Origin of the sequence: Neisseria chenwenguii, assembly GCF_002216145.1 — a bacterium.
GTDB classification, from domain to species: domain Bacteria; phylum Pseudomonadota; class Gammaproteobacteria; order Burkholderiales; family Neisseriaceae; genus Neisseria; species Neisseria chenwenguii.
In genome coordinates, this window is record NZ_CP022278.1 from 107,162 (window position 1) to 121,349 (window position 14,188).

Below are 14,188 nucleotides of genomic sequence, written 5' to 3' on the forward strand. Positions count from 1 at the left end.
TTCAGACGGCCTGCTGCGCCATTACGCGCATGACGGTATCGACGACGGCCTGCGTTTGCAGGTCGATTTCGATGTTGACCGTGTCGCCGGCTTTGCGGCTGCCAAACAGCGTCTGCCGCAGGGTTTCGGGAATCAGGTGGACGTTGAATCCGCGGTCGCTTACGTCGCCGACGGTCAGGCTGCAACCGTCGAGGCCGACGAATCCTTTGGTCAGGATATAGGGCTTGAGCGCTTCGGGCAGCGCAAACCAGACGGTGCGGTTGTGTGCGGATTCGTCTATGCGGGTGATTTCGGTCGTCGCCATGACATGACCGCTCATGACGTGGCCGCCGATTTCGTCGCCGAAACGTGCGGCGCGTTCGAGGTTGACGACGTCGCCGGTTTTCAGACGGCCTAAGTTGGTTTTTTCCAGCGTTTCGGCCATCAGGTCGAAACTGACGCGCCGGCCGTCGATTCGGGTAATGGTGAGGCAGCAGCCGTTGTTGGCGACCGATGCGCCGATTTGCAGATTGTCGGCCAGACCCTCGGGCAGCTCGACGATGTGGGTACGGAAGTCGGCTGCGGGCTGCAAAATATCAACCACGCGCCCCATGCCTTGTACGATTCCTGTGAACATGATTTTTCGTAAACGTAATTTTCAGACGGCCTATTGTAACACCGCCAAACAAAAAGGCCGTCTGAAAACTGATGTTTTCAGACGGCCTCGCATGCTTGTAACGCCGCTAAATTACAATTACAGCGCGTCTTTCAGCGCTTTGCCTGCGCGGAATTTCGGTGTTTTGGCAGCAGGGATAGTCAGCGGTTTGCCGGTTTGCGGGTTGCGGCCTTGACGCTCGGCGCGTTCGCCAACGTAGAAAGTACCGAAACCGACCAAAGTGACGGTGTCGCCTTTTTTCAGCGCGCCGGTAATAGCGTCGGTAGTAGCGTCCAACGCTTTTTGTGCAGCGGCTTTAGAAATACCTGCTTCTTGAGCAATTGCTTCGATTAATTCAGACTTGTTCACAATCAGTCCCTTCCTATCGTTGAAATTAATGAGAACCCGAGTATTCGGGCTTTTGCGTACTGCTGAGTACCTGTTCGCTTTATAACAATTCTCAAAATGCCGTGTCAAGCAAAAAGATGCGGAATTGTCCGATTTTACAGGCTTTCGGGACAAATCCGCATCTTGATACAACACATTTTCAAAAAATCAGTGTTTGGTCGCCTTGGCGCGCGAAGCCTTGACTTTCGGCACTTCCAGCGCGGCAGGGGCAGTTTCTGCCGGCGGCTGCCATGCCTCGGGCTGGGTCTCCAGACCCAAAGCCAATACTTCGTCTATCCATTTGACCGGATGGATGGTCAGGCCGGTTTTGACGTTGTCGGGGATTTCTTCCAAATCTTTGACGTTGTCTTTCGGAATCAAAACGTGTTTGATGCCGCCGCGCAGCGCCGCCAGCAGTTTTTCTTTCAAACCGCCGATGGGCAGCACTTCGCCGCGCAGGGTGATTTCGCCGGTCATCGCCACATCCGCACGCACGGGGATTTTGGTAAACGCCGACACCATCGCCAAAGTCATGGCAATGCCCGCGCTCGGGCCGTCTTTCGGCGTCGCCCCTTCGGGAACGTGCACATGAATATCGCGTTTTTCGTAAAAATCAGGCGCAAGTCCGACCGATTCGGCGCGCGAACGCACCACCGACCAGGCTGCGGATACCGATTCTTTCATCACATCGCCAAGCTGGCCGGTGCACTGAATCGTGCCTTTGCCCGGCAGGGCGACTGCCTCAATGGTTAAAAGTTCGCCGCCGACTTCCGTCCACGCCAGTCCGGTGACCTGGCCGATACGGTTTTCACTCTCGGCTACGCCGAAGTCGAAACGGCGCACGCCCAAGAAATCATGCAGGTTTTTCGCGCCAACCGTCACGGCTTTGGGCTTGGCGGCCGCTTTGCTTTTCGCAGCTTTGCGTTTGTCTTCCGCCAGCGTGAACTGCATCACGGCTTTGCGGCAGATTTTGGCGATTTCACGGTCGAGCGAGCGCACGCCGGCTTCGCGGGTGTAGTAGCGGATAATATCGCGCACGGCGCTTTCTTCCACCACCAGTTCACCCTCTTTCACGCCGTTACGCTTCATTTGGCGCGGCACGAGATACTGCATGGCGATGTTGACTTTTTCGTCTTCGGTATAGCCTGATAGGCGGATGATTTCCATGCGGTCAAGCAGCGCAGACGGGATGTTCAGGCTGTTTGAAGTAGCGATAAACATCACGTCGCTCAGGTCGTAATCCACTTCGGCATAATGGTCGGCAAATTTGTTATTCTGCTCGGGATCGAGCACTTCCAGCAATGCCGCCGCCGGATCGCCGCGGAAATCGTTGCCGAGCTTGTCGATTTCGTCGAGCAGAAACAGCGGGTTTTTCACGCCGGCTTTAATCATGTTTTGCAGGATTTTGCCCGGCATCGAGCCGATGTAGGTACGGCGGTGGCCGCGGATTTCGCTCTCGTCGCGCACGCCGCCCAGCGCCATGCGGACATACTGGCGGCCGGTCGCTTTGGCGATGGATTCGCCCAGCGAGGTTTTACCCACACCCGGCGGGCCGACCAGGCAGAGAATCGGGCCTTTGAGTTTGTCCATGCGTTTTTGCACGGCAAGGTATTCCAAAATCCGCTCTTTGACTTTTTCCAAGCCGTAATGGTCGGCGTTCAACACCAAATCAGCTTTGGCGATGTCTTTGCTGACACGCGATTTTTTCTTCCACGGCAGCTCTAAAAGCGTGTCGATATAGTTGCGCACAACGGTTGATTCGGCCGACATCGGCGGCATCATTTTCAGTTTTTTCAGCTCGGACAAGGCTTTTTCTTCGGCCTCTTTGCCCATGCCGGCTTCTTTGATTTTCGCTTCCAGCGCATCGAGTTCGCCGCGCTCGTCTTCTTCGCCCAACTCTTTCTGAATCGCTTTGACCTGCTCGTTTAAGTAATACTCACGCTGCGATTTTTCCATCTGGCGTTTCACGCGCCCGCGGATGCGTTTTTCCACCTGCATGATGTCGAGTTCGGATTCAAGCTGTCCGAGCAGGAATTCCATCCGGCCGGCGATGGAAACGGTTTCCAAAATTTCCTGACGCTGCGCCAGTTTGAGCTGCAAATGCGCGGCGATGGTATCGACCAGACGGCTGTTTTCCGAAATGCCGTTAATGGTCGAAACCACTTCCGCCGGAATTTTTTTGTTGAGTTTGGCGTATTGCTCAAACTGCGACAGCAGCGTGCGGCGCAGCGCTTCCATATCGAGGTTTTGTTCGTCGGCGTTTTCGTCAACCGATTCGATGTGCGCCAAAAACAGATCTCCGACGTCCTCCACCGTCAGCGCGCGAGCGCGACGGATGCCTTCGACCAATACTTTCACCGTACCGTCGGGCAGTTTCAAAACCTGCAAAACCTGCGCCACCGTACCCATTTTGTGCAAATCTTTCGGCGCCGGCTCTTCTGTATTCGGGTCAAGCTGCGCCAGCAGAAACACAGGATGGTCGTTGGCCATCGCCGCTTCCAGCGCCGCAATCGATTTCGGGCGGCCGACAAAAAGCGGCAGCACCATATGCGGGTAAACCACCACATCACGCAGCGGCAGCGTCGCCAGCGCGGCGTATTCCTCTAAATGTTTGTCTTGTGACATATCGTTCAATCTCTTTAACACGGTTGCAAATCTAGGTTGCTGCGTAAATTGGGCTGACCGCCGTTATTTCAAGGCTTGAAAAAGTCTGCCGCGCGCCTAATTTTCCAAGCAGCCCGCAATGGCTTGCGCCCTGCGTTTGCGTTAAAATAACGCCAAATGTTTCAGAGGCCGTCTGAAAACGCAGTTTCTTTTTTCAGACGGCCTCGCCAAGGAATCACCATGACCGCCGAAAAAACCACCCTGCTCGAATTCCCCTGCACTTTCCCGCTGAAAGTCATGGGCGCAGTGCACCCCGAATTCGAAGCCGCCGTATTGGAAACCGTGCGCCTGCACGCGCCCGATACCCAACCGCACCACATTACCACCCGCCCGAGCAGCAAAGGCAACTATGTCGGTGCGACCGTTCAGGTTTACGTTGGCAGCCAAGAGCAGCTCGACAACATCTACCGCGCGCTGACGTCGCACGAATTGGTCAAAGTGGTGCTGTAATGAAAATTGTGCAGAAAGGTTTTGCCGAATACCTGCCTGTGTTTGAAGCGATGAAAACCTTCAACGCCGCACGCGACAGCCAAACCGAAGACGAACTTTGGGTCGTCGAACACCCGCCTGTGTTCACACAAGGCCTTGCCGGCAAGCCCGAACACCTGCTGCTGCCCACCGACATCCCCGTCATCCAAATCGACCGCGGCGGGCAGATTACCTACCACGGCCCCGGCCAGCTTGTCGTCTATACCATGATAGACTTCAAACGCCGCAAAGCCAGCGTGCGCCACATCGTTTCCGCGCTCGAAAACAGCATCATCGCCACGCTGGCCGAATACGGCATCGCCGCCGCCGCCGACCCGCAACGCCCCGGCGTATATGTGGGCCAACGCAAAATCGCCTCGCTCGGCCTGCGCATCAAAGACGGTTCGGTTTATCACGGCCTGGCGCTGAACGTAAACATGGATTTAAGCCCGTTCCACAACATCAACCCCTGCGGATACGCCGGCTTGGAAATGACCCAGATGGCAGAGTATCTCAACCCCTGCCCCACCCTTGCCGAAGTGGCGGAAAAACTGACCGCACACCTCGAAGCACAACTCACACCGAAAGAGCAAACCCAATGAGCGAAATCAAAGTTGACGACCCCAAGCGCGGCGTTAAACTCAAAGGTGCAGACAAAACCGCCCGCATCCCCATCAAAGTCGTTCCCCTGCAGGAAAAACTGAAAAAGCCCGAGTGGATACGCGCCAAATTGCCGTCTAAAAAATTCTTTGAAATCAAAGATATTTTGCGCGAACAAAAAATGCACACCGTATGCGAAGAAGCCTCCTGCCCCAACATCGGCGAATGCTTCAGCAAAGGCACGGCCACCTTCATGATTATGGGAGACATCTGCACCCGTCGCTGTCCGTTTTGCGACGTCGGTCACGGCCGCCCCAACCATCTCGACCCCGACGAGCCGAAAAACCTCGCCGAATCCGTCGCCGCCATGAACCTGCGCTACGTCGTCATCACTTCCGTCGACCGCGACGACCTGCGCGACGGCGGTGCGCAACACTTCGCCGACTGCATCAAAGCCATCCGCGAACGCAGCCCCAACACCAAAATCGAAATCCTCGTTCCCGACTTCCGCGGCCGTCTCGACATCGCCCTGCAAATTCTGGCCGAGACCCCGCCCGACGTCATGAACCACAACCTCGAAACCCACCCCAGCCTGTATAAAAAAGCCCGTCCCGGCGCCAACTACCGGCATTCTCTCGACCTGCTGCGCCGCTACAAAGAAATGATGCCCCACATCCCCACCAAATCCGGCATCATGGTCGGTTTGGGCGAAACCGATGAAGACGTGCGCGAAATCATGCGCGATATGCGTGCGCACAATATCGAAATGATTACTATCGGCCAATACCTCCAGCCTTCAGACGGCCACCTGCCCGTCTTGCGCTACGTCACGCCCGAGCAGTTTAAAATCTTCGAAAAAGAAGCCTACGAACTCGGCTTCTCCAACGCCGCCATCGGCGCCATGGTACGCTCGAGCTACCACGCCGACGAGCAGGCCGCCGAAGCCTTGCGCGAAAGCCACGGACAAAGTGCCTGCGGGCATCATTGATCATCCGGTTGCAAAAGGCCGTCTGAAAACATGATCGTTTTCAGACGGCCCTTTTTTAATTTAAACAGCTTCCCGGCAACAAACCATTAGGCGAAACACAACAATCGCGGACGCCCAAAAAACGCAAGCGGTCGAGGTTACCCTCAACCATCCCAAGAAATGTCGGACTCCCGAAACACTGTCCGATTCATTTAATTTTCCCACAATCCAAAAGACTACCCTGCACCTTACCTAAAAATACGGTCGGAAACGCTTTCAGATGTGCTTTTGGAATTACTGAATACTCTTACCGATGCGGCTGAAATCGCCGAAGTTCATCCACACGAAAAACGCTTTGCCAACAACCAGCTTGTCGCTGACGAAGCCCCAATAGCGTGAATCTTCGCTGTTGTCGCGGTTATCGCCCATCATGAAATACTGACCTTCGGGCACGGTGCATTTAAACGACGAACCGTCGGCGGCGTATTCGCAGTTTTCACGATAAGGAAACGCGGGGCGCACGGCCTGCGGGATAAACGAAGGCTGGTCGGCCATTTTCAACACTTGAAAACTATGGCTGCCGATTTGCTCGCGAAACGCTTCGGTTTTGATTTCCACCGTGCCGTATTGGCGGGTGTTTTCCGCATAACTTTGCGCCCCTTCCGCTTGGTCGCCGACCGCTTGGCCGTTGATGCTCAAAATTTTGTTTTTATATTCAACCACATCGCCCGGCAGGCCGACGGCACGTTTGATGTAGTTGATGCTCGGGTTTTCGGGATAGTTGAACACCACCACATCGCCGTGTTCGATTTTTCCGGTTTCAATCAATACGTTATTAATCACCGGCGTGCGGATGCCGTAGGCGAATTTGTTGACCAGAATAAAATCGCCGACCACCAAACCCGGTCGCATAGAACTTGAGGGAATCTGAAACGGCTCGGCGACAAACGTGCGCAACACAAACACCACCAGAATAATCGGAAAAAAACCGCTCATGTAATCGGTAAAATGCCCGCGGTCGATATGGTTCGGGTCTTTTTTCAGACGGCCTTTGTGCACCAGCCAGACCACGCCGGTAAAGGCGACGAACACCAGCAAAACGGCGGTAAAGCTCATAAAGTAAGACAACACGCCGAACACACCGACCATCATCATCAGGTAGCCCCATTGCAGGCCCGAACCCCATTCCCCGTTTTCATTGCGCTCTTTGCTGCTGACAGCGTAAAGCACCAAACCGGCAACAAATGCCGCAATCGCGGCGTATAAAATGTTTAAACTCATTATTTATCACTCACTTGAAGAATTGGTAAAACTGTATTTCCACCGTTTTTTACAGTGAAATAAAATAGAAAAGTAGATTTTTTATTTTAGTTCACTGTGTTTTTCAGACGGCATCTCTGAGGCCGTCTGAAAAAATGTACGCTTATAGGCGATATGGTTGCGGATATTTTCCGCCGCATCATTTTCGTCCCAAATCTGCAATTCCCACGGATAGTAGAAATTGCTCGCGTTTTTAAAGTAAACGTGTACGCCGATATAGCCGTCTGAATCGCGTAAATACCAGTTTTTCAGGCCGTATTGCGTTTTCCAGTCGTCCAGCTTTTCCAAAATCTGCACCACATCGGCAGAAGGCAGAATCACGCGCGCGCCGAAAATATCGTTGAGGATATTGTTTACGGGATACTGGTTTTCCCGCGCCGCATAGCGGGCGATTTTATCGCGTATGCTTTCGCCCGTTTTGACGCGGTAGAAAAAGTCGATGCCGCGCGTATCGGCAAAAGCCAGATAATCGTTGACCGCTTCGTGCAGATTGAGGCGGTAAGACAAAATATGTTCCAACGGCACGCGCGCGAGCGTATGCGACAAATTGACTTTCGCCACTTTGCCGGTTTCAAAATAATCCTGCGAATACTGCACGTGGATGCGGTTGATTTCGCGGATTAAACGCTCGGTTTTTTGAGGGCTGGTTTCCATGTTTTGTCTTTTAATCAGGCTGTCTGAAAGTCGGGCACGTTTTTCAGACGGCCTCTGCTTACTTATCACCCACCTGCAAAATCGCCAGAAACGCGCTTTGCGGGATTTCCACATTGCCCACCTGTTTCATACGTTTCTTACCGGCCTTTTGTTTTTCCAACAGTTTTTTCTTACGGGTAATATCGCCGCCGTAACATTTTGCCAACACGTTTTTGCGCAGGGCTTTGACGTTTTCGCGGGCGATAATCTGACTGCCGATGGCGGCCTGTACGGCGATGTCGAACATCTGGCGCGGAATCAGTTCGCGCATTTTCGCCGCCAGCTCGCGGCCGCGGTGGACGGCGCTTTGACGGTGCACAATCAGGCTTAAGGCATCGACTTTTTCACCGTTGACCATGATGTCGAGCTTGATCAGGTCGGAGGCCTGAAACTCTTTGAAATGGTAATCCAGCGAGGCGTAGCCGCGCGAGGTGGATTTGAGTTTGTCGAAGAAATCCATCACCACTTCGTTCATCGGCAAATCGTAAGTCAGCATGACTTGCCGCCCCATGTACTGCATATTCACCTGCACGCCGCGCTTTTGGTTGCACAGCGTCATCACGTTGCCGACATACTCTTGCGGCACTAGAATCGTCGCCGTAATAATCGGCTCGAGGATGATTTCGATGCTGCCGATGTCGGGCAGTTTGGATGGATTTTCCACCTCGATTTTTTCACCGTTTTTCATCACGACTTCATACACCACCGTCGGCGCGGTGGTAATCAAATCCATGTCGAATTCGCGCTCAAGGCGTTCTTGCACGATTTCCAAGTGCAGCAAACCCAAGAAGCCGCAGCGGAAACCGAAGCCCAGCGCTTGGGAAACTTCCGGCTCGAATTTCAGCGAGGCATCGTTGAGCTGCAATTTTTCCAGCGCGTCGCGCAAGGCTTCGTAGTCGTGGCTTTCGACGGGATAGAGACCGGCAAATACCTGGCTCTGCACTTCCTGAAAACCGGGCAGCGGCGTGGCGGCGGGATTAGCCGCCAGCGTGACGGTATCGCCGACTTTGGCCGAACCCAGTTCTTTGATGCCGGTAATCAAAAAGCCGACCTCACCCGCCTTAAGCTCTTGTTTCTTAACTGATTTCGGAGTAAAAATCCCAAGCTGCTCGACCTGCGTTTCCGCTTTGGTGCTCATAAACCGCACTTTGTCTTTGATTTCCAGACGGCCTTGTTTCACGCGGATGAGCATCACCACGCCGACGTAGTTGTCAAACCACGAGTCAATAATCATCGCCTGCAAAGGCGCGTCTTCATCACCCTCGGGTGCGGGGATTTTGGCGACGATTTCTTCCAAAACGTCTTCCACGCCCAAACCCGATTTGGCGGAACACGTTACCGCGCCCACCGCATCAATGCCGATGATGTCTTCAATTTCCTGCGCCACGCGCTTGGGGTCGGCGGCGGGCAGGTCGATTTTGTTCAACACGGGCACGACTTCCACGCCCAAATCAATCGCGGTGTAGCAGTTGGCCACCGTCTGCGCTTCCACGCCCTGCGAGGCATCGACAACCAACAGCGCGCCTTCACAGGCCGAGAGGCTGCGGGAAACTTCGTAGGAAAAGTCAACGTGTCCCGGCGTGTCGATCAGATTGAGCTGGTAGGTTTGTCCGTCGCGCGCTTTATAGCTCAAGGCCGCGGTTTGCGCTTTGATGGTGATGCCGCGCTCTTTTTCGATGTCCATCGAATCGAGCACCTGCGTACTCATTTCGCGCAAATCCAAGCCGCCGCAATATTGGATGAAGCGGTCGGCCAGCGTGGATTTGCCGTGGTCGATATGGGCGATAATAGAGAAATTTCGGATATTTTTCATAGATTTGGATAAAGGTAGAATCGGTTGTTTCAAAAGGCCGTCTGAAAATTCCCAAACAGATTTTTCAGACGGCCTTCCGATAAAAATCAGCCCCGCATTTTAACGGAAAACCGTCTGTTTTGCATGGGTTTGTTGGCGGCACATCATGCCGTCTGAAAAAATTTTCAGACGGCCTCGCAAAGCGCCATCACCATTTCGGCCGAGCTTACCGCCGCCGTTTTCAAAAATTCCTCAAAGCTCATATCGGCTTTTTCGTCTGCCGAATCCGAAACCGCGCGGATCACGACAAACGGCGTTTCAAGCTGGTGGCAGGTTTGCGCAATTGACGCCGCTTCCATTTCCACCGCTTTCACATCGGCAAAACGGCTGCGGATGGCGGCTACGCCCTCGCTGCTGTGGACAAACTGATCGCCGCTGACAATCAGCCCGCGCGTAACCGCCGCACCCGTAAAGGCCGCCGCCGCGCGTTCCGCCGCTTCGGTCAACACCTCATCGCTTTCAAACGCGGCAGGCAGTTGCGGAATCTGCCCCCATTCGTAGCCGAACGCGGTCACGTCCACATCATGATGCGCCACGCGCGTGCCGATAACCACGTCGCCGACTTTCAAGCCCTTGCCCAAACCGCCCGCGCTGCCGGTGTTTACCACACAATCGGGCGCAAAGCAGCTGATGGCCCAAGCCGCCGCCGCCGCCGCGTTGGTTTTGCCGATGCCGCTCAACACCAACACCGCGCGTTTGCCCGCCAAACCGCCCTCGTAAGCGGTAAATCTGCCGAACTTCACTTCTTTTACATCGCTCATAGACGCACGCAAAAGCTCGATTTCCTGTTCCATCGCGCCGATGACGGCAACTGTATTAAAATCCATTTTCCACCTCGAAAACCAGATAATCCGCTGCATTATAGCATTTGCGCCACACAACCGTTTCCAAACCGAGCGCAATGCCGTTATCCTTGTTATAATAATACGCCCCGATAATTTCACATCATAAAAATACCATGTACGACAACACCAATCCCCCCGGCGCGAAAGACGAACTCTATACTTGGCTGCGCCACATGAACAAATACAAAGGTTCGGATCTCTTCATCACCGCCAAATTCCCGCCCGCCATGAAAGTGGACGGCAAAATCACGCCGATTACCGAAGAGCCGCTCACCGCCGAGCGCTGCATGGAAATCGCATTTTCCATCATGAGCACCAAGCAGATTGAGGAATTTTCCACCACCAACGAATGCAATTTCGCCATCAGCCTGCCCGACACCAGCCGCTTCCGCGTCAACGCAATGGTGCAGCGCGGTGCGACCGCTATGGTGTTCCGCTCGATTACCAGCAACATCCCGAAATTCGAAACCCTCAACCTGCCACCCGTTTTGAAAGAAGTCGCCATGAAAAAACGCGGCCTCGTCATTTTCGTCGGCGGCACCGGTTCGGGCAAATCCACCTCGCTGGCCTCGATGATCGACTACCGCAACGAAAACAGCAACGGCCACATCATCACCATCGAAGACCCGATCGAATTTGTTCACGAACACAAAAACTGCATCATCACCCAGCGCGAAGTCGGCGTCGATACCGAAAACTGGTTTGCCGCGCTGAAAAACACCCTGCGCCAAGCGCCCGACGTGATTCTCATCGGAGAAATCCGCGACCGTGAAACCATGGATTACGCGCTGGCGTTTGCCGAAACCGGCCACCTCTGCATGGCCACCCTACACGCCAACAGCACCAACCAGGCGCTCGACCGTATCATCAACTTCTTCCCCGAAGAGCGCCGCACCCAACTTCTGACCGACCTCTCGCTCAACCTTCAGGCCTTCATTTCCCAACGCCTGATCCCGCGCGACGGCGGCAAAGGACGAGTCGCCGCCGTCGAAATCCTGCTCAATTCGCCGCTGATTGCCGAAATGATCCATAAAGGCGACGTCCACAACATCAAAGAGCTGATGAAAAAATCCACCTCAATGGGTATGCAGACCTTCGACCAGGCGCTGTACCAACTGTTTGAAAACGGCGACATCAGTTTCCAAGACGCCATAAAAAACGCCGACTCCGCCCACGACCTGCGCCTCGACATCCAACTGCGCAGCCGCCGCGCCCAAAACGCCGGCCCGGATTTAGAGCTGATTTAAGCGTTTGAACGGCAGCCGGACCAAATCCGGATCCCAAAAGCCAATAGGCCGTCTGAAAAAATATTTTCAGACGGCCTTATCCGTATTTTCGGCAGAAACAGGTTTATGCGTTTTCTTCCTCGCCCTGACTGCGGATAATCAGCAGCGGCAGGTGGCTTTGGCGCATCACGGTTTCGGCGAAGCTGCCCATCAAGAGGTGCATCAGGCCGGTGCGGCCGTGCGTACCCAATACCAAGAGATCCGCGCCGTTTTCATCGGCGTAATCCACCAATTCCTGCGCCATTTCGCGCGCGCCTTTGTTGGCGACGAGCAGGTGGCGGACGATGTCTTTCACGCCGCATTCGCGGGCGATTTTTTCGGCGTCGTCCAAAATTTCCGTGCCCTGCGCAACGGCGGCGGCTTCATAGCTTTCGTGTTGCAGGAATTCGGGCGCGAGCGCCATGTATTCGGCCGGATTGGCGACGTGCACCAAAGTCAGGCGGGAATTGTTTACCATAGCCAGATCGGCGGCGTGTTTCAATGCGTTCAAAGAAGTTTCGCTGCCGTCAACAGCCACTACCAAATGTTTGTACATCTTCATCTCCTTGTCTGCCGCAGTCCGGCACGCTGTATTTGAGGTTGTATCAACAGAGGATACGTTTTGATTATAGACTGTTCCCACTGCTTCATTCAACCGCTTTCCAGTATAATACGGGCTTCCGCGACCGCTGTTTGACCCGTTTTTGATTTTACGCAAAGCCATGACCGATACCGACCTGACCTCTTCCCGCCGATTCGGCGGCATCGCCCGACTCTACGGCAGCGATGCACTGCAACGCTTTTCCGAAGCGCACATCTGCGTGGTCGGCGTCGGCGGCGTCGGCTCGTGGGCGGTGGAAGCGCTCGCGCGCAGCGGCATCGGCCATTTGACCCTGATTGATTTGGACAATGTCGCCGAATCCAACGTCAACCGCCAACTCCACGCGCTGACCGACGAATTCGGCAAGGCCAAAGTGACCGCGCTGCACGAGCGCATCCTGCAAATCAATCCGCAATGCCGCGTAACCGAAATCGAGGACTTCGCGACCGAAGAAAACCTGTCCGAACTTTTCAGACGGCCTTTCGATTTCGTCATCGACGCCATCGACCAAATCCGCGTCAAAGCCGCGATGGCCGATTATTTCGTCAGACACAAACAGCCCTTCATCCTCAGCGGCGGTGCGGGCGGGCAGAAAAATCCCGCCCTGATTCAGACGGCCGATTTGAGCCGCGTCACCCATGACCCGCTGCTTGCCAACTTGCGCTACACCCTGCGCAAACGCTACGGTTTTTCCCGCGACACCAAAGCCAAAATGCACGTTCCCTGCGTGTTTTCCACCGAAAACATCATCCCGCCGCAAACCGCCGATGCCTGCGCCGCCGATGCCGCGCCGCAAGGTTTGTCGTGCGCGGGTTACGGTGCGAGTATGCTCGTCACCGCTACCTTCGGCCTGTATTGCGCGCAGGCCGCCGTTGACCATATTGCGGGAAAAAAATGAGCGCCGAAACCACGATGCCGTCTGAAAAGCCGTCTGAAAACACCATTGCATGGGTGTTCGGCCAGCCCGTTACCGACATTCCGCAAGACCTCTTTATTCCGCCCGACGCACTGAAAATCGTTTTGGGCAGTTTTCAGGGGCCGCTGGATTTGCTGCTTTACCTTATCCGCAAGCAAAACATCGACGTGCTTGACATTCCGATGGTTAAGATTACCGAGCAGTATCTGCACTACATCGCCCAGATGGAAGCCTATCAGTTTGATTTGGCAGCAGAATATCTGCTGATGGCCGCCATGCTCATCGAAATCAAATCGCGCCTGCTGCTGCCGCATCCCGAAGAAGTCGAAGAGGAAGAAGCCGACCCGCGCGCCGAGCTCGTCCGCCGACTTTTGGCCTACGAACAGATGAAACTCGCCGCACAAGGTCTCGACGCCCTGCCCCGCGCCGGCCGCGATTTTGCGTGGGCGTATCTGCCGCTGGAAATCGCCGTCGAAGCCAAACTGCCCGAAGTTTACGTTGCCGACCTCACCCAAGCTTGGCTCAACATCCTCTCCCGCGCCAAACACACGCGCAGCCACGCCGTCGTCAAAGAAGCCGTTTCCGTGCGCGCGCAGATGACCGCCATTTTACGCCGTCTCAACGAACACGGCTTCAGCCGTTTTTCCGAACTGTTCAATCCCGAACAAGGTGCAGCCTACGTCGTCGTCAACTTCATCGCCCTACTCGAGCTCGCCAAAGAAGGCTTGGTCAGAATCATCCAACCCGACCATTTCGCCGAAATCGAAATCCATGCCAAAGACGGGCATTTGGAAGAAGCGGAAATACCGGAAACCGAGGCCGTCTGAAATTTTCAGACGGCCTTATTTTATCCGTTTGACCTGTTAAAAATCCCGAACAAAGACCGTCTGAAATCTCTACTCCCGCCGATATTTTCGCAATCAAGCCGTCAAGCCAAACAGCATCCATTTTTTCAGACGGCCTTTTATAAATTTCG

The 14,188-nt window shown here is 54.6% G+C and carries 14 protein-coding genes; 6 read left to right on the forward strand and 8 right to left on the reverse strand.

Annotated features, from left to right (window positions below; genetic code table 11):
- Window position 1 precedes the first annotated feature (1 nt).
- From BG910_RS00540 to lon, 3 genes are all read right to left on the reverse strand, one after another.
- Window positions 2-616, reverse strand: a complete 615-nt coding sequence (locus BG910_RS00540; RefSeq protein WP_089035156.1) for a riboflavin synthase subunit alpha — start codon at window positions 614-616, stop codon at window positions 2-4.
- A 117-nt stretch (window positions 617-733) separates the two neighbouring features.
- Window positions 734-1,003, reverse strand: coding sequence for an HU family DNA-binding protein (locus BG910_RS00545; protein ID WP_089035157.1), 270 nt, complete (start codon window positions 1,001-1,003; stop codon window positions 734-736).
- A gap of 186 nt (window positions 1,004-1,189) precedes the next feature.
- A complete protein-coding gene (gene lon, locus BG910_RS00550) occupies window positions 1,190-3,646 on the reverse strand; it encodes an endopeptidase La (RefSeq protein ID WP_089035158.1) in 2,457 nt (818 codons plus the stop codon).
- A 219-nt stretch (window positions 3,647-3,865) separates the two neighbouring features.
- Between lon and BG910_RS00555 the strand changes: the two genes are divergently transcribed.
- From BG910_RS00555 to lipA, 3 genes are read left to right on the forward strand one after another with little or no spacing between them, the layout of a single operon-like run.
- Window positions 3,866-4,135, forward strand: coding sequence for an HP0495 family protein (locus BG910_RS00555; protein ID WP_089035159.1), 270 nt, complete (start codon window positions 3,866-3,868; stop codon window positions 4,133-4,135).
- On the forward strand, window positions 4,135-4,755 hold the full coding sequence (lipB, locus tag BG910_RS00560; RefSeq protein WP_089035160.1) for a lipoyl(octanoyl) transferase LipB: 621 nt from the start codon (window positions 4,135-4,137) through the stop codon (window positions 4,753-4,755). Before BG910_RS00555 ends, lipB begins: the two co-directional genes overlap by 1 nt.
- Window positions 4,752-5,741 (forward strand): lipoyl synthase, encoded by a 990-nt coding sequence (gene lipA, locus BG910_RS00565; RefSeq protein ID WP_089035161.1) that lies wholly within the window; start codon window positions 4,752-4,754, stop codon window positions 5,739-5,741. The genes lipB and lipA overlap by 4 nt, the downstream gene beginning before the upstream one ends.
- Window positions 5,742-6,014: 273 nt before the next feature.
- Here the strand turns inward: lipA and lepB are convergent, their stop codons facing one another.
- The 4 genes from lepB to BG910_RS00585 form a co-directional block, all read right to left on the reverse strand.
- Window positions 6,015-7,001 (reverse strand): signal peptidase I, encoded by a 987-nt coding sequence (gene lepB / locus BG910_RS00570; protein ID WP_089035162.1) that lies wholly within the window; start codon window positions 6,999-7,001, stop codon window positions 6,015-6,017.
- A gap of 81 nt (window positions 7,002-7,082) precedes the next feature.
- Window positions 7,083-7,694 carry a nucleotidyltransferase family protein gene (locus BG910_RS00575; RefSeq protein ID WP_089035163.1) on the reverse strand — a complete coding sequence of 204 codons (612 nt, stop codon included), beginning with the start codon at window positions 7,692-7,694 and terminating at the stop codon, window positions 7,083-7,085.
- Between the two features lie 58 nt (window positions 7,695-7,752).
- Entirely contained in the window at window positions 7,753-9,546 is a 1,794-nt protein-coding gene (lepA, locus tag BG910_RS00580; RefSeq protein ID WP_089035164.1) for a translation elongation factor 4, read from the reverse strand.
- A 164-nt stretch (window positions 9,547-9,710) separates the two neighbouring features.
- Window positions 9,711-10,412: a 5'-methylthioadenosine/adenosylhomocysteine nucleosidase gene (locus tag BG910_RS00585; protein WP_089035165.1), complete on the reverse strand. Its 702-nt coding sequence runs from the start codon at window positions 10,410-10,412 to the stop codon at window positions 9,711-9,713.
- 131 nt (window positions 10,413-10,543) lie between these two features.
- Here BG910_RS00585 and BG910_RS00590 point away from each other — a divergent pair, with 131 nt between their 5' ends.
- On the forward strand, window positions 10,544-11,677 hold the full coding sequence (locus tag BG910_RS00590; protein ID WP_089035166.1) for a PilT/PilU family type 4a pilus ATPase: 1,134 nt from the start codon (window positions 10,544-10,546) through the stop codon (window positions 11,675-11,677).
- A 103-nt stretch (window positions 11,678-11,780) separates the two neighbouring features.
- On the opposite strand, the gene BG910_RS00595 is transcribed toward BG910_RS00590, so the two are convergent.
- Complete coding sequence (locus BG910_RS00595; protein WP_089035167.1) at window positions 11,781-12,251, reverse strand: universal stress protein; 471 nt, start codon at window positions 12,249-12,251, stop codon at window positions 11,781-11,783.
- A 166-nt stretch (window positions 12,252-12,417) separates the two neighbouring features.
- Here BG910_RS00595 and BG910_RS00600 point away from each other — a divergent pair, with 166 nt between their 5' ends.
- Both BG910_RS00600 and BG910_RS00605 read left to right on the forward strand, forming a co-directional pair.
- Window positions 12,418-13,194, forward strand: coding sequence for a tRNA threonylcarbamoyladenosine dehydratase (locus BG910_RS00600; protein WP_089035168.1), 777 nt, complete (start codon window positions 12,418-12,420; stop codon window positions 13,192-13,194).
- Window positions 13,195-13,208: 14 nt separating this feature from the next.
- Window positions 13,209-14,039 carry a segregation and condensation protein A gene (locus BG910_RS00605; protein ID WP_089037064.1) on the forward strand — a complete coding sequence of 277 codons (831 nt, stop codon included), beginning with the start codon at window positions 13,209-13,211 and terminating at the stop codon, window positions 14,037-14,039.
- The last annotated feature ends 149 nt before the right edge of the window (window positions 14,040-14,188 follow it).

Excerpts from the sequence above, each read along its gene's own strand:
- BG910_RS00540 (WP_089035156.1), bottom strand. The coding sequence starts at position 616 with ATGTTCACAGGAATCGTACAAGGCATGGGGCGCGTGGTTGATATTTTG.
- lon (WP_089035158.1), bottom strand. The coding sequence starts at position 3,646 with ATGTCACAAGACAAACATTTAGAGGAATACGCCGCGCTGGCGACGCTG.
- BG910_RS00555 (WP_089035159.1), top strand. The coding sequence starts at position 3,866 with ATGACCGCCGAAAAAACCACCCTGCTCGAATTCCCCTGCACTTTCCCG.
- lipB (WP_089035160.1), top strand. The coding sequence starts at position 4,135 with ATGAAAATTGTGCAGAAAGGTTTTGCCGAATACCTGCCTGTGTTTGAA.
- lipA (WP_089035161.1), top strand. The coding sequence starts at position 4,752 with ATGAGCGAAATCAAAGTTGACGACCCCAAGCGCGGCGTTAAACTCAAA.
- lepB (WP_089035162.1), bottom strand. The coding sequence starts at position 7,001 with ATGAGTTTAAACATTTTATACGCCGCGATTGCGGCATTTGTTGCCGGT.
- BG910_RS00575 (WP_089035163.1), bottom strand. The coding sequence starts at position 7,694 with ATGGAAACCAGCCCTCAAAAAACCGAGCGTTTAATCCGCGAAATCAAC.
- lepA (WP_089035164.1), bottom strand. The coding sequence starts at position 9,546 with ATGAAAAATATCCGAAATTTCTCTATTATCGCCCATATCGACCACGGC.
- BG910_RS00585 (WP_089035165.1), bottom strand. The coding sequence starts at position 10,412 with ATGGATTTTAATACAGTTGCCGTCATCGGCGCGATGGAACAGGAAATC.
- BG910_RS00590 (WP_089035166.1), top strand. The coding sequence starts at position 10,544 with ATGTACGACAACACCAATCCCCCCGGCGCGAAAGACGAACTCTATACT.
- BG910_RS00595 (WP_089035167.1), bottom strand. The coding sequence starts at position 12,251 with ATGTACAAACATTTGGTAGTGGCTGTTGACGGCAGCGAAACTTCTTTG.
- BG910_RS00600 (WP_089035168.1), top strand. The coding sequence starts at position 12,418 with ATGACCGATACCGACCTGACCTCTTCCCGCCGATTCGGCGGCATCGCC.
- BG910_RS00605 (WP_089037064.1), top strand. The coding sequence starts at position 13,209 with ATGCCGTCTGAAAAGCCGTCTGAAAACACCATTGCATGGGTGTTCGGC.